We start from the raw sequence: 19,331 nt of genomic DNA, 5'->3' as shown, positions 1-19,331 counted from the left end.
CCGCTACACATGGAGTTCCACTATCCTCTTCTGTACTCAAGTCTTCTAGTTTCCGCTGCACTTCCTCAGTTGAGCTGAGGGCTTTCACAACAGACTTAGAAAACCACCTGCGCTCGCTTTACGCCCAATAAATCCGGACAACGCTTGCCACCTACGTATTACCGCGGCTGCTGGCACGTAGTTAGCCGTGGCTTTCTGGTTAAATACCGTCAAAGCGTAAACAGTTACTCTTACACTTGTTCTTCTTTAACAACAGAGTTTTACGAGCCGAAACCCTTCTTCACTCACGCGGCGTTGCTCCATCAGACTTGCGTCCATTGTGGAAGATTCCCTACTGCTGCCTCCCGTAGGAGTCTGGGCCGTGTCTCAGTCCCAATGTGGCCGATTACCCTCTCAGGTCGGCTACGTATCATCGCCTTGGTGAGCCATTAYCTCACCAACTAGCTAATACGCCGCGGGTCCATCCTAAAGTGATAGCAGAGCCATCTTTCAAGTTGGAACCATGTGGTTCCAACTAATTATACGGTATTAGCACTTGTTTCCAAATGTTATCCCCTGCTTTAGGGCAGGTTACCCACGTGTTACTCACCAGTTCGCCACTCGTCCCGAATCCAAAAATCATTTATGCAAGCATAAAATCAAATTGGGAGGACTCGTTCGACTTGCATGTATTAGGCACGCCGCCAGCGTTCGTCCTGAGCCAGGATCAAACTCTCATCTTATAGATAAAAAGCTTTTAACTAGCTCATCAAATTAATTGTTTTTAAAAGCGAATTGACTTCGCTGTGTTTAATTACTTACGATCTAAAATCGTAAGTTCCTTACACATCATTGATTATCAATCTTGTTCAGTTTTCAAAGATCTACTTATCAGTTAGCCACTTAAAACAAGCAGCTTTTTAATTATATCATATTAACAATTCAACGTCAACAACTTTTTTTATAATTAAATTTTTAATTGATATGTTGCTATTTGCTATATCAACAACGCAACATTAATTATTATGCCATTTTGAGAAGTGAAAGTCAATATCTTTTTCATAAAAAACATATATCGCTTTAGCCTCACAAATCAACAATAAAAATACTATCAAATTTTTGAATACAAGTCAATAAAATTTTTAAACAAAATTATAAAAATTTAAATTCAAAAAATGACAACGAAAATAATAATAACAACAATATACATTATAGTCAATAATTATTTGAAAATTTCTATTTTATTTATCAGTACATCTGAAACAGGTCGATCATTGTTATCAACATCAACATTAGCTATTTTATCAACCACATCAATTCCCTTAATTGTTTGACCAAAAACCGTATGTCTAAAATCTAACCATGGGGCTCCTCCATTTTTCTTATATGCGTCAATAACTTCATTAGAAAATTTAGATCTCTTCATAGGTTCTATTAAATTATCTGCTAAATTTTTATTTTGAACAATAAAAAATTGACTGCCATTAGTATTAGGGCCTGCATTTGCCATAGACAATGCACCTCTAAAGTTATATAAATCATCAGAAAATTCATCATCAAATGGTTGATTCCAAATACTTTCACCACCTGCACCTGTATCTGTAGGATCACCAGATTGAATCATAAAGTCCTTAATAACTCTATGAAAATTAATTTGATCATAATAACCTACTTCAGCAAGTTTAGTAAAGTTTTCTACTGCCATTGGTGCTTGTTCAGGAAATAATCTAATTTCAATATCACCATAATTAGTCTTTATAATAGCTAGTGGGCCATTTTCTTCATCTAAATTTAACTGCGGATAATTAATAATAAATTCCTCCAAATAATTATTTAGTAAACATATAATATAATAAAATAAAATTGGAGAAATGATAAGTGTTTTTTCATAATTTATTTTATTATTATGCACTTATTATTCTAAATTTGGTAAAATTACGATATATATTTAATTAAGGAGAAAAATATGAATACTTTAATAGACTTTATACTTCATATAGATAATCACATTATTAATTTAGTTACTTATTTTGGAAATTGGACATATATTATGCTTTTTGCTGTTATCTTTGTAGAAACGGGAGTAGTAATTATGCCGTTTCTACCAGGTGACTCTTTATTATTCGCAGCATCCGCAATTTCAGCAAATCCACAGTATCATTTAAATACTTGGGTATTTATAGTTGTGTTCCTCTTGGCATCTTTTTTAGGTGATACTTTGAACTTTTATTTAGGAGACAAAATAGGTTACAAAATTACAAAACAAAAATGGGTCGCAAAAGTTATCAAACCTGAACAATTAGATAAGGCTAGATCTTTTTTTGATAAATATGGAATATTAGCAATATTCATCGCAAGATTTATGCCAATAATTAGAACAATAGCTCCTTTCATTGCTGCTACAAGTGGATATAAATACGATAAATTTATAAAGTATAATTTATCAGCATGTGTAGTTTGGGTATTACTATGTTGCGGTGCTGGTCACTTCTTTGGTAACATTCCATTTGTTCAAGAGCATTTCTCAGTTGTAATAATTAGCATCATATTAATCACTTTAATTCCCGGAATAATAGCTTTTATTAAGGAAAAGAGGCAAAAATAAAAAAGAGTGGAATATTTATGATTCCACTCTTTTTATTAGATTTCTTTTTTCCCTTTTCTCAAAAGAAAAATACACAAAAATATAAATAAACAAAATAAAGTCAAAGAACATAAGAAGAAATATCCATCAGGAAAAGCCAAAATAACAGAATTTTGCTTAACGTTAAATATCCAATCATTATTTTTAAAAAATATTTGATGAAACTTTATAAAAACTCCATTAAAATCAATAGCAAGTAAAATTAACATAAAAATAAACGTATAAATAGTTAATTTCAGAAAATTCATCCATAAAATAATAAATTTCCTAGATACATAATTATAATAAACCTTTAAAGCAATAGGTAAAGAAAAAAACATAAAGAGATTATTAAAAATAATTAATTGTTTTACATTAAAAAAATGATGAAATCCCTTTCTATCTATAATAAAGCTAGAGCTAAAATGGTTAATAAATGGGGACTGTAAATAAGTCACAATATTATAATAATTATTCATTAATTCACTTATCGTCTTGTGAGAATTAATATCAATGTGAAATATCAATATAGATAGATAATATAAAAAAGGTATATTTATAATTATAAATATACCTAAACTTATCACAGATAAAAGTATTATTATAATACCCAATATATTAAGCAGTTTAAATTTAAGCATTCTAAATTGTCCAATCATCCAATGAATCAATTTCATTAGTTGGTTTTATATTCATCTTAGATACTTGATTTCTAGTGGATAGTCCTGAATAAACTAATAAAGTATCAATTCCAAAATTAATTCCTGCAGAAATATCTGTCATATAATTATCGCCAACCATTACAACCTCATTCTTATTTAGTTTAATTTTTTCTAGTGCATTTTCCAAGATAATACTTTTAGGTTTTCCAATAAATATTGGATTAACCTGTGTTGCATATCTAACCAATTCAACTAAAGAACCGGCACCTGGAAGCATCCCTTTTTCATTTGGAATATTACTATCAGGATTGGTACCAATAAATTTTGCACCAGATCTAATATATAAAACAGCTTTACTTAATTTATCGTAATCAGTATGAGAATCTAACCCCACAACCACATAGTCAGGCTTTTCATTATATACAACTTTAAATTCTTTGTTTTCTAAAGCAGTTACTAGACCTTTTTCACCAACTACATAGACTTTACGTTTAGTTCCAGCAACTTTGTCCATATAGTCAGCAGTTGCTAAGCCAGCAGTATAAACATTATCTTCATTTACATGGATATCATGATTTTTAGATAAATTATTAACAACGTCAATAGGCATTTTAGTAGTGTTATTGGTAACGAACATAAAAGAAACATTTTTCTTTTGCAATCTTTCAATAAACCTTTTAGCGGCTGGAATTCTCTTACTACCAGCATAAATTGTTCCATCTAAATCAATGAAATATCCGTTATATTTTTTCATAACTATTCTCCCTGTTTAATCGTAAAATGGCGCTTACCTTTACCATCGCTTTTAGTAATATGCATGTTTTTACGTTTATTAATAGGCCGTTTATGTTTTGTTACTTTTTCCTCAAAGTTATGGCGTCTATTTTTATGCTTTTTATGATTATTACGATGATTTTTACTAAAATAATTATTTCTAAAACTGTTTTTAGCTTCTATATTATTAATAACAAAATATTTAGCGCCTACATTAGCATATTCATAAATATAATCTTCAATTGAACTAAATTGATACTGAGGAGGTACTTTATCATCATCCTTAAGAAATCCCTTTAGTCTTAAAACACCATACCCATAATCACCTACAATATAATTATATTTACTAAAAATAGGATTATATTGTTGCTTAAAAATTTCAAGATCAAAACAATCTTCAACATTCTTAATTATCTCATAATCATGTCCATTAATAAGTAATTTATTATTACTTTCCTGAGATATTTTGGCTAATGGTCTTTTAGAAGCTCTATTTTCTTCTACTGTTTCTTCAATAGTTTTACGATCCAAATAAAACTCTCCTAATCTTTTTTATTTAAAGGATATTTTTTCGATAAATAACTGGCGAATACATCTCGCAATGTTTGATTATACAAAATATGATTATCGCCAACAATCGCGATAGTTGGGAAAAATGGAATAAATAGATAATGATCCAATAAAGCAATATCATAACTATCATTATCCTTAATAACTTTACCATTATATAAAACATTACGATTCTTCATGTCAACATCAATGCCAGAATAATTTAATTCACCAAAATATTTACCACGAAATCCCATTCCCTTTTGTTCAAATTGAATTAAAAACTTACGATTTTTTTCCATCTCCATAATCATACGCCATAAATCATAACCCCTTAAAGTGGTTTTCATTACATGCATAGAATGAGGCAATATTTTATGCAATTGATTCTTATCAACTATCCCTTTAGGTAAATCATCTAAGAACAGCCCATCATTTATAATTGCAACATCAGTTTTAGCCTTTTCTTTCATGGCTTCAAGCCCTTCTTTCACGATAGAAGGTTCTCCTCTCAATGATGTATTCATAGTATAAGGAATATCAGCAACTTTAGACTTAGATAATATGTGCTCTCCATGTTCCTCTAGCCCATCTATATATTCTTTGTCATCAATTTGTTCTGGTAAGTCTGAAGTCTTAACTACTGAAGCAGATTTATCTGTAATTTTACCATCTTCTAAAGATATTTTTATTTCTCCAATATAATGTCCATATTTACCGGCTGCAGCTAATAATGAATTATTGTCATATTCACCATTTTTAAATAAATGGTGTGTATGGCTCCCAATAATTATATTAAACTGAGGGAACTTACTAGCAATTAAACGGTCTTGAGTAACCCCTAAATGTGATAATAAAACCATTACATTATAATCATCATTATCATTTTTTATAAGCTCAGGAATCATTTTTTGGTCATTAATAGGATTCCATCCCTCCAACTCATAAGTAGAATGATAAGGCGCTGTTAATCCCAATAATTTTATTTTAGTACCATTTGTACTTTTAATAATCTTTTTTCGTTTTGCCCAAGCTGGTTGTTTTCCAGTTTTTAAATCAAATAAATTATCTAAAATAACATCAAAATTGGCATCGTCATACAAATGATTTAATTCATCTTTACTATTAGTTAGTCCTTCATTATTACCAATAGTAACTGCATCATAATGAACCTGATTTAATAACTCTACATTTGCTTTACCATTGGTTGCTTCAGTTAATGGATGAGCACGATCAATTGCATCACCTAAATCAACAGTTATTACGAAATAGCCTTGATTTTCAAGTTTATGTTTTTCTGAGGCCAAATATCTAACAATTTTAGGCCAATTTTCAAAATGAGAATGTAAATCATTTGTATGCAAAATAGCAATTTTATCTAACAATTAACTTACCCCCTAATTAATGTCTCTTAGCGAAATCAATATTTTTACCTGAAACCATGTTTTGCACTTCAGATTCAGACAATGGAGATCCAAAGGATGGTTTTATTTTTAAATAATCTAGTTCAGGAGAATCCACACCTACGTTTAAATTATCTTTTATTGGAACAGAGTAATGATGAATATGCCCATGAAGATTAATAATTTTTTCAACTTTTCCCATCATCATTGGATAATGGGTCATGTAATACTGACAATGATTCATTTTTATTAATACACCTACATCATGAAATTCAAACTTAGGTTTACTATTAATATAATAATTATGATTACTCAAAAATTTAAATAGATCACGGCTGTCATGATTTCCTTTAATTAAAACTAAATGTCCATTTAATTTCTTTAAAATATTAAAAACTGCCTCATATGATTTTTTTGCTGGTTTAATATGATATACAGCAATATCGCCTAAATGATATACCGTATCACTACTTTTAACTTTGTTATTCCAGTTATCGATAATTTTATTATTCATATCATCAACAAAGAAAAAAGGTCGTGGAGCAAAGTCATCAATACCTAACATATGTTTATCGAAAAAATGCGTATCAGAAATAAAGTACTGAATACAATTACTCCCTTTCCATATTAACTAACTATATATTACAACAATAAACGCAAAAATATAAATTACAAAATAAAAAGATAACTCCAAAATTGGAATTATCTCTTTTCATGAACTTCGTCCGCTAATAATTTTATAATATATAATGCTATGATCCAAATTATTGATCCAATAAGTGCAAATAATGTATTCATCCTAAACAACATTACAATTGCTACAAAAATCAAAAATACTAAAACAAAATAGTTAGAATAAGGAAAAAATGGCATTTTAAATGTTAGTTTATTATTTTCATTTTTACTTGCAACTAACTTACGATATTTTAAATGCGCTAAAACAATCAATCCCCAAATAAATAAGAAACATGTAGTAGCAATACTAGAAACTAGTTGGAATACACCATCAGGCATATAAGCATTCAAAATTAATGATAATGTAATTATTAAAATAGAAAATAGAATTCCCTTAGAAGGAATTTTATGCTTATTTAAGGACCCTAATTGCTTACCAAATGGCTTTTTTGATCCATAGGTTAATGAGTAAATCATTCTTCCAGTTGTAAAAATAGCAGAATTACAAGCAGAAACTGCAGCAGTCAATACAACAAAATTAATAATTGCAGCAGCAGAATTTACTCCTATATTTTGAAAAACCTGTACAAAAGGACTAGAGCTAGCATTAATATGATTCCATGGATAGATACACATTAAAGCTACTAATGATCCAATATAGAATATAAGTATTCTAGAAGGTACCTCATTAATTGCTTTAGGAATAACTTTTTCTGGATCATTAGTTTCAGAAGCAGTCATTCCAATCATCTCAATTCCTGCAAAACTGAATATTACCATTTGAAAGCTTAAAAGGAATCCACTAAATCCATGAGAAAACATTGAATTCCCAAATAAATTGCTTAAACTAGCATGCCCGACTGGAGTTTTATAGTTAATTACAACTAATACTACACCTGTAGCTATTAAAGCTAAGATAGCTACAACTTTAATTAAAGCAAACCAAAATTCAGTTTCACCAAAAGCAGAAACATTAATTGAATTAGCTAAGAATAATACAATAAGTAAAAATAGTCCTGTTACCCATTGCGGTATCCCTGGAAACCAAAAATGAATATATAAACCTGCAGCAGTAATTTCAGCCATTGCAATTGAAATCCAACATGCCCAGTAAGTCCATCCTGCAACAAAACCTATTCTGTTACCTAAATATTTATCGACAAATTCAATATATGAATGACAATTAACATCAGATAATAATAGTTCACCAAGAGATCTCATAATGAAGAATCCAGCTATTCCGGCTATCAAATAAGCAAAAATAATCGATGGGCCGGCAAACTGGATAGATTCTCCAGCACCTAAAAATAAACCTGTTCCGATTGTTCCTCCAAGAGCTATTAATTGAACATGGCGATTCTTTAATCCCTTAGATAATTGTCCATTATCTTCATTGGGCGTATTTTTCATAATCTTATGCACTCCCTTTACTATTTTAATTATACATAATAATTTATTATAAGATATTGTATTATAATTATTTTAAGGATGATCTTACTTTATAAACATTGCTTTATCAATATTTATTCATGATTAAAAATTTTAAATGAATTTGTTTCATCTATAAATGAAACAAAAAAAGAACTCAAAAGAGTTCTTTTTTGTTAACTATTTACGTAGTCTTTCAATATCTTTAACAATCATTAATTCTTCATTAGTTGGAATTAATAAAGTCTTGATTGATGAATCATCTGAACTGATATCTCTTTCTACAGCACGAATATGATTCTTTTCTGGATCGACACCGACACCAAAGTAACTTAATTTATCAGCTACTTCTTGTCTAATACCAATATCATTTTCACCAACACCAGCAGTAAATACAATTGCATCCACACCATTCATTTCAGCAACATATTGACCAACATATCTAATAATACGATTCATGTACATATTACGAGCTAATTCAGCTTGATGATTATCAGCTTTTACAGCTTCCAAGTCACGCATATCAGCTGAAACTTCAGATACACCTAATAATCCAGATTTTTTGTTTAGAACATTAATCATTTCATTAACATCAGTGATACCTTCTTTTTCCATAATATATGCAAGTAATGAAGGATCAACGTCTCCTGAACGAGTAGCCATCATGACACCAGTTACTGGAGTAAAGCCCATTGATGTATCAAGTGATTTGCCATGATCAATAGCACAAATAGATGCTCCTGCACCTAAATGCATTACAACTAATTTTAAATCTTTTAATGGTTTACCAAGCATGTCAGCAGCACGGCCTGAAACATAACGATAACTAGTACCATGTGCTCCATATTTACGCGCTTTATGTTCACGATAATATTTATATGGTAAAGCATACATATAATTTTCTTCTGGCATTGAAGTGTGGAATGAAGTATCAAAAACGGCCACACTAATTACGTTAGGCAAAATTTTCTTAAATGCTTTAATTCCCAGAATATTTGCAGGTTCATGCAATGGAGCTAGTTCTGATAATTCTTCAAGCTTTTTCAAAACATCATCAGTGATAACAACAGAATCAGTAAAAAATTCACCACCAGCAACAACACGATGACCAACACCTGTAATTTCATTATAGTCATCAATAATGTCTAAGCTTAGTAGTTTATCCAAAACTAATTTAATAGCTTCTTCATGATTTTCAATGTCCATAGTCTTATGGAATTTTTTACCATCACCATATTTAATGGCAACATCAGATTTAGTTAAACCAATACGATCAATAGCCCCGCTTGAAATTAGTTTTTCAGAAGGCATTTCAAATAATTTGAATTTTAATGTGGAGCTTCCAGCATTAATAGCAATAGACTTTCCCATAATAGTTCTCCTTAATTTGTTTTATTTTAGTAAGTTATTTTCTTCCCATTCAACAATTTCAGCTAAGTATTTTTGGAAAGCTGATGGATTTTTGAAAGAAGGAAATTCCCCTAACATTATTTTATCAACTTGTTTAGCATTATTACCATGCTTTTGTAAAATTAAAATAGCCTTTTGAGCTTTAACATTAGTAAATAATTCTTTAGGTAAGTTTAATAAACCTTGCATATATGCATTATCTTGATTCCATTTTAATAATTCCTTAGCTGCAGGAGTATTAAAAATATTACTTGGCACTAAAAATACACCAAAGCCACCTGGCTTAACATGATTCATCCCTTGCTCAATTAACAAATGATGAGCATATGAATGACCATCAATAGATCTAGTCTTATAATTCTTGGTATTTTCATCAATTGGATAATAACCAACAGGTAAATCAGAAATAACTAAATCTGAATCATCAACCAATAAGTTATCAACCGCATCTTGATGAATTAATTCAACATCGTCAATTTTATTTTGCATCTGAAAGTTTAAACTAGCGATTGCTAACATAGAATCATCATTATCTACACCGACACCATGTATATTTGTTTTAAGTGCATCTGATAGCTGATTCATAACAGTACTTAATAAGTTACCAGTACCCACTGCCAAGTCAAGAACGCTTAAATTAGACTTGTTTTTATATAGTCTAATAATTAAATATCCCATAATTGAAGCAATTGTATCAGGAGTTATTTGATGATTTGCTTGAACAGCATCTTCTTTAGTTGCTTTAATCATAGCCATTTGAATAGACCTTCTAATTGACTCAGCATTCATAGAATTATAATCTACTTCATTATACAGCTTTTCTAACTTAGAAACTATATCATCATTAGGCTTACTATCTTCAACATGAACAGTATTATTGTTAATCATATTATCACCGTTTTCAATAAAGGCATCTAAATATGAAACATCTAATTCTTTTTTCAATATTTCAGTAGATTTATCTAATACATTAAACAAAGTTTCTGTATCTTTCTCAGCCAGTATTCTCACTCCCTTAAAAGATTTAATACAAGTTCAATATTACCAGATTAGTATTAATTAATTCAAGATAAACCCAAGAAATACTTAGTATTAATAATTTTTAATTAATTCATTAATTGTAGTGATCTCAGCATTATAATTTAAAAATTTAATTGATAAAATAATAGATAAAACTGTTAAGAATATTAGTGCAATCATTGTAGCAGAACCATTATGATTAGTTTTTTTCAATAGAAGTCTCACTTTCAAATTTTTGTTGATTAGTAAACATTATTTTAATAAATAGATGATTTTTATGAATACTAAATTTAGTTGACTCAACATGTTCTAATATTGGCACATGTCCATTTTTATTTCCAGAAAGTCTCAACATATTTTTATAAACCTGAATTCGATACTCTTTATTAATTAATGGATTAGTTAAAGTGATATTATTATCGCCAAGCCTAACAACTTTTAAATTTAATTTTTTGGATTCAATTGTACTTAGAAAGACATGATAATTAACGGTTTCACTTTTTTGATGTCTATCATCATCATTAATATAAAAAAATGAAGTATTAATTAAAATAGCCAATAAACTTAATATTAATAAACCGATAATACTTTCTATAATTGTGAAACCGTTTCTACTTAAAGGTGGTTTCATATTTGTTTCTACTTTCAATCAAATTATTTTCAGCATTTTTTATACTATTATTAATAGCTTGATCACATTCTATATAAAATAATATACCTACAGTAATTAAAATTATTGATATTAAACTATCAATAATAACAAATCCATCTAATTTTTTATTCAATATGATACACACCCCACCCAAGCTGAAATGTTTGTACATAATCTCTTTTTAAAGTATTTGAATACCAACGATAAGTTGCAGGAGCAACATAGCCACCATTTTTAATATCAATTATATATGAATTACCATATATGCTTATAGTACTAGGAACTTTAATATTTTTAGTTACTCCATTCCAATAAATAAACTTAACGTTGTTTTTATTTACAATAATTGTACTTGAAATTTTTAATTTATCGTTTTTATTAGTTTTAGTAGACATAATAATACTATCCCATTGATACTTAAACGAATTCCAAAATTTTTGTTCATCATTACGCTGATAATTTTTAATATTAGGATAAATAAAAATGGTAATACCTATAAATAAAGATGCAATTATTAATACAATGATCATTTCAATATTAGTAAAACCAAACTTATTCTTTTTTAATTGCCTTATTATTATCAATACTAATCCCTTGTTTTTCCGCCCTAGCTATTTGTGTTGAATTCAAATAATCATTTTCTTTCAAAGATTGATACGTAACATTAGAATCACCCTTATCGATTAAATAAGCATCAATTTGACTTTGTACTAAAGATATCATTGCATTACTATGAACAGATTCTGCTTTTTTCCTTTGTCCGTTTAAATTAGGTACAATTATCAAAATTAATAACGAGATAATAAATAATACGATTGTCATTTCAATTAAAGTAAATCCTGCTCTTCTTTTGTGTTTTTTCATTTTTATATTCCCCTTAATGAATTATAGATAGGCATTAGAATTGATAAATATCCTAATATAATTCCAATACCTATTAGTAAAAATAAAATTGGTTGCACTAAGTTAATTAAACGATTACTTTTATTAATCATTTCTTCAAATTGAAGTCTTGAAAATATAAACAAATTATTCATTATTTTTTCTTTAGAATTGCCTTGTGATAAAAATAAAACAAATTCTTTAGGTATAAAATTATATTTTTGTATTAGCCTTGTATAATCCATACCTTTTTCTAAATCAGATTTTATTTCGTTGCTTAATGAATAAATTATTGTTGATTTTTCAAAACTATTCATAATGAATAAGATGTTTTTGATATCAATACCGTTATTTAACATTAAGTATAAATTGTAAGACAAATAATATCCCATATAGTATTGGTATATTTTTCCTATGAAAGGTACTTTAATTAAAAATTCCTTTCTTTTTAAGAATGATAAATTTTTATAATAAACAAATATCAATGATATCAATATAAGAATAGAGAAAATACAAAGATAGAAATAGCTTAAATTGTAATTTTCAACTGTACCAATTGAGCTCATCTGAGGAACAATTACTTTATTTATTCCTATCAACGCCATTGAAAGCATTATGATTAAAAATATCGGATAAATTAAAACTTCTTGAATTTTTTTATTCTGTCTATTTTTGATAGAAATATATTTATTAATTTCTTTTAAGCAATTAATTAAATTACCATTCTTTTCACTAATATATATTTGATTATAAAACTCACCATCTATATATTTTCTAATGCTATAGCTAAGATGATACCCTTGTTCTAATTTGGTTAAGATATCATCAATAATACTTTCTTTAATTATTGTTTGTTTTATAAAGATTAATGATTCTTTTAGATTAAATCCTGATTCCAATAACTCACTTAAAGTTTTAAATAGTATCTGTTGTTCTGAACTTTTTAGTTTTATATTAAACAAAATTTCATTGCTCCTCATTTATATCCATATATACAGACATATTTTCATTTTCATCATTAACTAATTTTTGATAGACAACTGTATTAATAGCATGATTTATATCTGATGAATCAACATTTAATTGTTTTAACCTATTAATTACACCCTTAGCACTATTAGCATGAATTGTACTTATAACTAAATGTCCCGAAAGTGAAGCACGAATTGCAGCATTAGCTGTTCTAGAATCTCTGATTTCACCAATAATAAATACATCAGGTCGATGACGTAGTCCAACTTTGATTAATTCATCATATCCCATATCAGCTGAATCATTTACTTGCAGTTGTAAAAAATTATCCTCAATTATTTCTACTGGATCTTCGATAGTCATTATAATTTTTTGGGAACTAATACTTTTGGCTAGTTTATAAGCTGATGTAGTTTTTCCAGAACCAGTGGGACCAGCAAATAAAATCATCCCTCCCCTACAAAACCTTTTCTTTAAAGATATTAGCTTATTATAATCAATATAATTCAAATTCTTATCTTCTATACCATAAATAATTCTGACTACCATAGATTCCTTATTATCAAAGTTACTAACCGAAGAAAATCTTAAATAATAATTTTGATTATCTAGTCTATAGACGAATGAACCTATTTGTGGCCTCCTGTTTTCACTAATAGACATATTAGAAATATACTTAAAATAGTTAAGTAAAGCTTTAGAAAAAGAACTATCTATTACTGAATATTTTAATATTTTTAAATTCGTATGCATTTTAATATTAAAATTATCACCTTCAGGAAATATATAAATATCGCTAGCATGAATATTAATGGCATCATTAATTAAATTATTAAAGTAATTTCTCATTTTCATATAAATATCCTCCAGTAATATATTCGCAAAAAGGTATATGTATTTTTTTATAAAAAAAGATGTGTAGAATAAACTACACATCTTAAAAAAATATTAAATTATTTTATTCAGCATCTTCTGGTAATTTAGCAGCTTCATAAACATCTTGGACATCATCATTTTCGTCCAATTCATCAATTAATCCAGTATATTGTGATGCCTTATCACTAGGAACTTCAGTAACAGTTTGTGGGAACATTGTTACTTCAGCAGTATCTAATGTATATTTCTTTTGTAATTCATCACGAACATCATTCAAATCTGAAGGTGTAACAAAAATTTCAAATTTTTCATCACTAGCCTTCATATCATCAGCTCCAGCATCCAATGCATCCATTAACATATCATCTTCGTCGACATCTAAACCATCACGTAAAATGACAATGTATCCTTTACGGTCAAACATATATGAAACAGAACCATTAGATCCTAAAGAACCACCATGATGAGTAAATGCAGAACGAATTGCTGCAGCAGTACGGTTTTTATTATCTGTTAAGCAAGAAACCATAACAGCTGTACCAGCTGGTCCGTAACCTTCATAAGTTATTTCTTCATAATTAGCTCCACCAACACCAGTAGCTTTATCTAGTGCACGTTGGATATTATCCTTAGGCATATTAGCAGCATGAGCTTTATCAATAACTAAACGTAATTGAGGGTTACCATCTATTTCTGCACCCCCTGCTTTAGCTGCTTGGTATAAATCACGTGAAATTTTTTGGAAAATTTTACCACGTTTTTTATCTTGGGCACCTTTACGACCTTGTATATTATGCCATTTTGAATGTCCTGACATGATCTCAGCACTCCTCTCGTTTAATTCAAATTCTTCAATTTACAAACATATTAATTATATCAATGCAAATACCATTAATCAAGTACATTACTATTTTGTTGATTGTCTTTCAACAATATCATAATTCAACAAAACATGTTTATTATCAATATCTTCATTATTCATTATTTTAGTAAGTAGTCTCATTGCAACAGCACCAACATCATATAGTGGATGAGTTATTGATGATAATTGAGGTCTTACAAGCTTTGATATTTTAGTATCATTACTGGTAAAAATTTCGAAGTCATCTGGAACTTTAATATTAAAATCAGTTAAACCATTTAGCAAACCTGCCGCTAATTCATCATTAGTAACAACCGCTGCTGTTATCTTTTTAGATAGGATACTGTCGACTAAATTATAACTTGCTCGATAATTACCATTAGTAGAAAATACCAACGAGTCATCAAATGTATATTTATTTTCTTGCAAAGCCCTTTTATATCCAACCAATCGATAGTCTAAATTTATAGGTTGATTTAAGGATCCAGAAATAAAAGCTATTCGTTTATTACCATTTTTAATCAATATATTAGTTTCAGTTTTAACAGCGGAGATATAATCAATATTAACACTAGGAACTGAATTACTTTCGTCTACAGATCCAGCTAAGACGATTGGTACATTTGAATTTTTAAATTCTTGACGTAACTTATCATTAATTTCATTTCCCATAAAAATAATACCGTCAACTTGTTTACTTAATAGATTATTTAAAACATTAATTTGCTTTGATGAATCGTCATCAGAATTAGCTAAGATAATATTATACTTGTACATAGAAGCGATATCATCTATACCTCTTGCTAAAGATGCAAAATATTCATCAGTAACATCCGGAATAATAACTCCAACAGTAGTAGTTTTTTTGCTAGCTAGGCCTCTAGCAACAGCATTGGGACGATATTCCATTTTATTAATTACATTCATTACTTTACTTTTAGTAGCAGGCCTAACATTGGAATTGCCATTTAAAACTCTGGAAACTGTTGCCATCGAAACATTAGATTCTCTAGCAACATCATAAATAGTTATATTTTGCTTATTCATATTTTAACCCTTTCTAAGTAAATAATAGAAAGTTTTATAGCGCTTTCATTTATTGTATAAATATAGCAGATTAAAATAAAAATAACAAGTAAACAAGAAAGACTTGGAACTAATCGTTTTAATTAATTCCAAGTCTTTCTTGTTCAATTATTTTTCACTGTCTTTTTTTAAAAAATCAGGATCTACGACAACATCTTCATTATCATCGTCATTTTTATTATCAACATCCTTAGATTTTTCTCTTAAATTGTTAGCAGCTTTATGAAATTGAGTGCTTCCTTCATCATAATAATATTGAGCTTTGTTCATAACATTATCATTAGCTTTGCATGCTGCATCTTTAATTTTAGAAGTTGCATCAGAAGTTTTAGATTGTAATGATTGCTTAGCATCATCTACAGAATCCATTGCATAGAATGCATAATCTAATGCACGGTCTTTAAAACTATTAGCAGCATTCTTAGTAGTATCTACCAATTTTTTGGCTTTATCGTCATCTAATTTACGATAAGCAACATAAGCTGCAGTTGCAGCTCCTGCAGTTAGTCCCATAAAAAATAATCCTGCTTTTTTCATAAAAAACACTCTCCTTATTTTCTAAATAATTTAAAGCCTATACCTGCTATTTTTTCAAGAAAAGAAGGTTTATTTCTTTCTTGAAATTTCTTTGTTAAGCTTTGAGTAGCATTATTCAAATCAGAAACACTTTGACCAACATCAGCAGCGGCTTGATATACAGGATCTAATGTATTAACTTTTTCGTTTAAATCTTTAATCATAGAATTAGAGCTAATCATAATTTCTTCTGTTTGCTTAGACAAAACATTAACATCTTGAGAAATTGAGCTAATATTCTTATTAACCTCGTCAACGGTTTTTGAAAGTTTAATTAAAACAAACGCAGCACTTACAGCTAATATTAGAAATGCAATTGCAGCAATTAAACCAGCTAAAGCTCCTATTGTCATACAACTCCTCCCCCTTATTTATACTATGCTTTTAGAATAGCATTTTCGTAAAAAATTTACAATTAGTTAACATTTAGTTAATCCACCAATTATCAAATTCATCAAATAATTTTTTTATTGCTTTTCCACGATGGCTAATCTTATTTTTTTCTGTATTTGTCATTTGTGCCAAAGTTTTTTTCATGCTAGGTACATAAAACAAAGGATCATATCCAAATCCATTGTCTCCTCTATATTCTTCTAAAATATTACCATTTAGCTCACCGTTAACAACTAATTTTTTACCATCATGTTTAATTAATACAAGACATGTAAAGAATGTAGCACTTCGATCATTTTTATCAGATAATTTTTTTAATAGTTTTTTATTATTAGCGGAATCATCATGATCACCGGCATACCTAGCGGAATAAATACCAGGTTCATTATTAATTGAATGCACTTGTAATCCTGAATCATCAGCGAGCACTGCTAGGTTAGTCATTTTATGGACGGCTGTTGCTTTAATGGTCGCATTTTCTTCAAAAGAATTACCATCTTCTTTAATATTACCTATTTTTGGAAAATCTTTTAAAGTTTTAAAGTGAATATTTTTGGACGAAAACATATTTCTAAATTCAATAGCCTTATTTTCATTATTAGTAGCAATTACAATTGTATTTAACATTACTATTCCTCCAACATCTTTAAAGGTACTTTTTTAATATCAATATCTCTATTTAACCATTCTTCTGCAACAAAACGAAATTTTTTAACAGAACCTGTTGTGTAAAAACAAAGTTTTCTAGTATGTGACAAATTATTGTTTAAGTTTAATTCATCAATGGTTTTCTTTATATCCTTAATTACAGCAATGCCTGGATCTACTAATTTAACATTCTTTCCCATAGCATTTTGAATCAATTTACGCATAATTGGATAATGTGTGCATCCCATTACTAAAGTATCAACATTATCCCTTATAATAGGATTTAAATCTTTGGTTACTAATTTTTGATCTTCTTTGCTATTATAATGTCCATCTTCAACCATCGGAATGAATCTAGGACAACCGAGGCTAAAAATGTGAATATCACTATTGATTGCATTGATGGTTTTTTCATAAGCTTTGCTTTTTATAGTTCCATTAGTTGCAATTACACCGACACGATGTTCTTTAGAAATATTAACTGCCGCTAAACTACCAGGATATATGACACCTATAACTGGAATATCCAAAGTCTTTTTTAATAAAGATAGTGCATGAGCAGTAGCAGTATTACATGCAATAACTAAAATTTTAATTCCCTTATCAATCAAGAAATCAGAAATTTGTTGAGCAAATTTTTTTATTTCTTCAGGACTTTTTTCACCATATGGCAACCTAGCCTCATCCCCAAAGTAAATAATATTTTCATTGGGAAATTGTTTAATAGCTTCTTTAGCAACAGTGAGTCCCCCAACACCTGAGTCCATAAAACCAATTGCACGTTTATCCAATTACTTAACCTTCTTTCAAAAAGTGTTTAAGTATATATTATCTTCCTTTTTCTAATTTTCAGCAACCTAGCAATGACATTTTAGTAATATAATCAAATTTTATTTGATAAAATATACAAATCAATTAGAAATTATAATATAATGAAAAATGACAAAAGGAATTGAGGTTAGTAAGTATGAATAATAATCTTTATAAAAAAATCATGGGCAATAAATCTACTAGTCAATATTGGGGACAAGAATTATTAAGAGATATATTGATAAAAGATTTATTAGGTACTGATGATCATAGCATCCTTTATTGGGCTGGTAAAAAAATTGCGAGAAGATTTCCACTTAGAGATGCTTTAGATGTTAGCTTATTTTTCAAGCAATCTGGTTTAGGTGAACTATCAATTATTTCAGAGAACAAGTATGAAATAAAATGGATTTTAAGTGGAGAAATAGTTAAAGCTAGACTTGAATCTTCAGCTAATGCTGATTTTATGTTTGAAGCTGGTATTTTAGCTCAAATAGCACAACAACAAATGGGTGTCATTGCAGAAGCTGAAATGAATCCTAAAGAAGAAAAAAATAATAAAGTAACAATAAGAGTACATATGGATCCAAAAAGTCCTACAAATGATTCTGATGATATTCAAAATTTTGATTTATATTCAAATTAAAAAAGACAACTTGTATTTAAACAAGTTGTCTTTTTATTATTTTTATAGATATTGATTTAAAACTTTAGCTAACTGTTCTTTACTGTGATAGCCAACAATGTTATCAACAACTTTACCATCTTTTTTAACTAATAAAGTAGGAATACTCATAATACCAAACTTTTGAGGAGTTTCAGGATTTTGATCAACATCCATCTTATTAAAAGTAACTTTATCTCCCATATCTTCTGATAATTGTTCGACAACAGGTGATTGCATGCGACAAGGTCCACACCAAGTTGCCCAAAAGTCAGTCAAAGTTACACCAGCAGAAGTATCTTTTTCAAAAGTCTTATCTGTAGTTTCAGAAACCATCTTAATAACCTCCTTAGTATTTACTAAAAGTAAGTTTAGCATTTTAAAATA

General features: G+C 28.8%; 25 protein-coding genes and 1 rRNA gene. 2 read left to right on the top strand and 24 right to left on the bottom strand.

Annotated elements, in window-relative coordinates:
- Window positions 1–722: ribosomal RNA gene (locus tag C7N44_RS07090) — 16S ribosomal RNA — on the bottom strand; the annotation flags it as partial.
- 479 nt (window positions 723–1,201) lie between these two features.
- Entirely contained in the window at window positions 1,202–1,789 is a 588-nt protein-coding gene (locus tag C7N44_RS07085) for a peptidylprolyl isomerase (protein ID WP_105957222.1), read from the bottom strand.
- A gap of 156 nt (window positions 1,790–1,945) precedes the next feature.
- On the opposite strand from C7N44_RS07085, the gene C7N44_RS07080 reads away from it, so the two are divergent.
- Window positions 1,946–2,584 carry a VTT domain-containing protein gene (locus C7N44_RS07080; RefSeq protein WP_105957212.1) on the top strand — a complete coding sequence of 213 codons (639 nt, stop codon included), beginning with the start codon at window positions 1,946–1,948 and terminating at the stop codon, window positions 2,582–2,584.
- Window positions 2,585–2,619: 35 nt separating this feature from the next.
- On the opposite strand, the gene C7N44_RS08190 is transcribed toward C7N44_RS07080, so the two are convergent.
- From C7N44_RS08190 to racE, 21 genes are all read right to left on the bottom strand, one after another.
- Window positions 2,620–3,243, bottom strand: coding sequence for a TIGR01906 family membrane protein (locus C7N44_RS08190; RefSeq protein ID WP_157945067.1), 624 nt, complete (start codon window positions 3,241–3,243; stop codon window positions 2,620–2,622).
- A 1-nt stretch (window position 3,244) separates the two neighbouring features.
- Window positions 3,245–4,018 (bottom strand): TIGR01457 family HAD-type hydrolase, encoded by a 774-nt coding sequence (locus C7N44_RS07070; protein WP_105957210.1) that lies wholly within the window; start codon window positions 4,016–4,018, stop codon window positions 3,245–3,247.
- A gap of 2 nt (window positions 4,019–4,020) precedes the next feature.
- The gene (locus C7N44_RS07065; RefSeq protein ID WP_105957209.1) at window positions 4,021–4,569 is read right to left on the bottom strand and encodes a YutD family protein; all 549 of its coding nucleotides are present in this window, start codon (window positions 4,567–4,569) and stop codon (window positions 4,021–4,023) included.
- Window positions 4,570–4,580: 11 nt separating this feature from the next.
- Window positions 4,581–5,972 (bottom strand): bifunctional metallophosphatase/5'-nucleotidase, encoded by a 1,392-nt coding sequence (locus tag C7N44_RS07060; RefSeq protein WP_105957208.1) that lies wholly within the window; start codon window positions 5,970–5,972, stop codon window positions 4,581–4,583.
- A 16-nt stretch (window positions 5,973–5,988) separates the two neighbouring features.
- Window positions 5,989–6,597, bottom strand: a complete 609-nt coding sequence (locus C7N44_RS07055) for a metallophosphoesterase family protein (protein WP_105957207.1) — start codon at window positions 6,595–6,597, stop codon at window positions 5,989–5,991.
- 95 nt (window positions 6,598–6,692) lie between these two features.
- Window positions 6,693–8,075: an amino acid permease gene (locus tag C7N44_RS07050; RefSeq protein ID WP_105957206.1), complete on the bottom strand. Its 1,383-nt coding sequence runs from the start codon at window positions 8,073–8,075 to the stop codon at window positions 6,693–6,695.
- Between the two features lie 198 nt (window positions 8,076–8,273).
- Complete coding sequence (locus C7N44_RS07045) at window positions 8,274–9,464, bottom strand: acetate/propionate family kinase (protein WP_105957205.1); 1,191 nt, start codon at window positions 9,462–9,464, stop codon at window positions 8,274–8,276.
- A gap of 21 nt (window positions 9,465–9,485) precedes the next feature.
- Window positions 9,486–10,481 carry a class I SAM-dependent methyltransferase gene (locus C7N44_RS07040; protein ID WP_191983102.1) on the bottom strand — a complete coding sequence of 332 codons (996 nt, stop codon included), beginning with the start codon at window positions 10,479–10,481 and terminating at the stop codon, window positions 9,486–9,488.
- Between the two features lie 114 nt (window positions 10,482–10,595).
- Window positions 10,596–10,736 (bottom strand): hypothetical protein, encoded by a 141-nt coding sequence (locus C7N44_RS08040; RefSeq protein ID WP_157945066.1) that lies wholly within the window; start codon window positions 10,734–10,736, stop codon window positions 10,596–10,598.
- On the bottom strand, window positions 10,723–11,154 hold the full coding sequence (locus C7N44_RS07035) for a ComGF family competence protein (protein WP_105957220.1): 432 nt from the start codon (window positions 11,152–11,154) through the stop codon (window positions 10,723–10,725). Before C7N44_RS07035 ends, C7N44_RS08040 begins: the two co-directional genes overlap by 14 nt.
- Window positions 11,135–11,308 carry a type II secretion system protein gene (locus C7N44_RS08035; protein ID WP_157945065.1) on the bottom strand — a complete coding sequence of 58 codons (174 nt, stop codon included), beginning with the start codon at window positions 11,306–11,308 and terminating at the stop codon, window positions 11,135–11,137. Before C7N44_RS08035 ends, C7N44_RS07035 begins: the two co-directional genes overlap by 20 nt.
- On the bottom strand, window positions 11,301–11,759 hold the full coding sequence (locus C7N44_RS07030; protein WP_105957204.1) for a prepilin-type N-terminal cleavage/methylation domain-containing protein: 459 nt from the start codon (window positions 11,757–11,759) through the stop codon (window positions 11,301–11,303). Before C7N44_RS07030 ends, C7N44_RS08035 begins: the two co-directional genes overlap by 8 nt.
- Entirely contained in the window at window positions 11,728–12,039 is a 312-nt protein-coding gene (gene comGC / locus C7N44_RS07025; RefSeq protein WP_105957203.1) for a competence type IV pilus major pilin ComGC, read from the bottom strand. The genes C7N44_RS07030 and comGC overlap by 32 nt, the downstream gene beginning before the upstream one ends.
- 2 nt (window positions 12,040–12,041) lie before the next feature.
- Entirely contained in the window at window positions 12,042–13,019 is a 978-nt protein-coding gene (locus C7N44_RS07020) for a type II secretion system F family protein (RefSeq protein WP_167387296.1), read from the bottom strand.
- Between the two features lie 4 nt (window positions 13,020–13,023).
- On the bottom strand, window positions 13,024–13,884 hold the full coding sequence (comGA, locus tag C7N44_RS07015) for a competence type IV pilus ATPase ComGA (RefSeq protein ID WP_157945064.1): 861 nt from the start codon (window positions 13,882–13,884) through the stop codon (window positions 13,024–13,026).
- A 103-nt stretch (window positions 13,885–13,987) separates the two neighbouring features.
- A complete protein-coding gene (locus C7N44_RS07010) occupies window positions 13,988–14,722 on the bottom strand; it encodes a YebC/PmpR family DNA-binding transcriptional regulator (RefSeq protein WP_105957200.1) in 735 nt (244 codons plus the stop codon).
- 90 nt (window positions 14,723–14,812) lie between these two features.
- On the bottom strand, window positions 14,813–15,814 hold the full coding sequence (gene ccpA, locus C7N44_RS07005; protein ID WP_105957199.1) for a catabolite control protein A: 1,002 nt from the start codon (window positions 15,812–15,814) through the stop codon (window positions 14,813–14,815).
- Window positions 15,815–15,961: 147 nt separating this feature from the next.
- Complete coding sequence (locus C7N44_RS07000; protein ID WP_105957198.1) at window positions 15,962–16,390, bottom strand: hypothetical protein; 429 nt, start codon at window positions 16,388–16,390, stop codon at window positions 15,962–15,964.
- Window positions 16,391–16,404: 14 nt separating this feature from the next.
- Complete coding sequence (locus tag C7N44_RS06995; RefSeq protein ID WP_105957197.1) at window positions 16,405–16,782, bottom strand: DUF948 domain-containing protein; 378 nt, start codon at window positions 16,780–16,782, stop codon at window positions 16,405–16,407.
- Between the two features lie 73 nt (window positions 16,783–16,855).
- A complete protein-coding gene (locus tag C7N44_RS06990) occupies window positions 16,856–17,455 on the bottom strand; it encodes an XTP/dITP diphosphatase (protein WP_404799044.1) in 600 nt (199 codons plus the stop codon).
- Window positions 17,452–18,261, bottom strand: a complete 810-nt coding sequence (gene racE, locus C7N44_RS06985; protein ID WP_225362963.1) for a glutamate racemase — start codon at window positions 18,259–18,261, stop codon at window positions 17,452–17,454. The genes C7N44_RS06990 and racE overlap by 4 nt, the downstream gene beginning before the upstream one ends.
- 176 nt (window positions 18,262–18,437) lie before the next feature.
- On the opposite strand from racE, the gene C7N44_RS06980 reads away from it, so the two are divergent.
- Entirely contained in the window at window positions 18,438–18,926 is a 489-nt protein-coding gene (locus C7N44_RS06980; protein ID WP_105957195.1) for a YslB family protein, read from the top strand.
- A gap of 42 nt (window positions 18,927–18,968) precedes the next feature.
- On the opposite strand, the gene trxA is transcribed toward C7N44_RS06980, so the two are convergent.
- The gene (gene trxA, locus C7N44_RS06975; protein WP_105957194.1) at window positions 18,969–19,280 is read right to left on the bottom strand and encodes a thioredoxin; all 312 of its coding nucleotides are present in this window, start codon (window positions 19,278–19,280) and stop codon (window positions 18,969–18,971) included.
- Window positions 19,281–19,331: the final 51 nt, after the last annotated feature.

Origin of the sequence: Apilactobacillus quenuiae (genome assembly GCF_002994005.1) — a bacterium.
GTDB classification, from domain to species: domain Bacteria; phylum Bacillota; class Bacilli; order Lactobacillales; family Lactobacillaceae; genus Apilactobacillus; species Apilactobacillus quenuiae.
Note: the sequence above shows the minus strand (reverse complement) of the source record. Positions and strands in the feature narration are given on the sequence as shown.

Bases quoted from the DNA above. Each gene is read 5' to 3' on its own strand.
- ccpA (WP_105957199.1), bottom strand. From the start codon at position 15,814: ATGAATAAGCAAAATATAACTATTTATGATGTTGCTAGAGAATCTAAT.
- C7N44_RS07000 (WP_105957198.1), bottom strand. From the start codon at position 16,390: ATGAAAAAAGCAGGATTATTTTTTATGGGACTAACTGCAGGAGCTGCA.
- C7N44_RS07070 (WP_105957210.1), bottom strand. From the start codon at position 4,018: ATGAAAAAATATAACGGATATTTCATTGATTTAGATGGAACAATTTAT.
- comGA (WP_157945064.1), bottom strand. From the start codon at position 13,884: ATGAAAATGAGAAATTACTTTAATAATTTAATTAATGATGCCATTAAT.
- C7N44_RS07045 (WP_105957205.1), bottom strand. From the start codon at position 9,464: ATGGGAAAGTCTATTGCTATTAATGCTGGAAGCTCCACATTAAAATTC.
- C7N44_RS06995 (WP_105957197.1), bottom strand. From the start codon at position 16,782: ATGACAATAGGAGCTTTAGCTGGTTTAATTGCTGCAATTGCATTTCTA.
- C7N44_RS07010 (WP_105957200.1), bottom strand. From the start codon at position 14,722: ATGTCAGGACATTCAAAATGGCATAATATACAAGGTCGTAAAGGTGCC.
- C7N44_RS07050 (WP_105957206.1), bottom strand. From the start codon at position 8,075: ATGAAAAATACGCCCAATGAAGATAATGGACAATTATCTAAGGGATTA.
- comGC (WP_105957203.1), bottom strand. From the start codon at position 12,039: ATGAAAAAACACAAAAGAAGAGCAGGATTTACTTTAATTGAAATGACA.
- C7N44_RS06980 (WP_105957195.1), top strand. From the start codon at position 18,438: ATGAATAATAATCTTTATAAAAAAATCATGGGCAATAAATCTACTAGT.
- C7N44_RS08190 (WP_157945067.1), bottom strand. From the start codon at position 3,243: ATGCTTAAATTTAAACTGCTTAATATATTGGGTATTATAATAATACTT.
- C7N44_RS07080 (WP_105957212.1), top strand. From the start codon at position 1,946: ATGAATACTTTAATAGACTTTATACTTCATATAGATAATCACATTATT.
- trxA (WP_105957194.1), bottom strand. From the start codon at position 19,280: ATGGTTTCTGAAACTACAGATAAGACTTTTGAAAAAGATACTTCTGCT.
- C7N44_RS07035 (WP_105957220.1), bottom strand. From the start codon at position 11,154: ATGAAACCACCTTTAAGTAGAAACGGTTTCACAATTATAGAAAGTATT.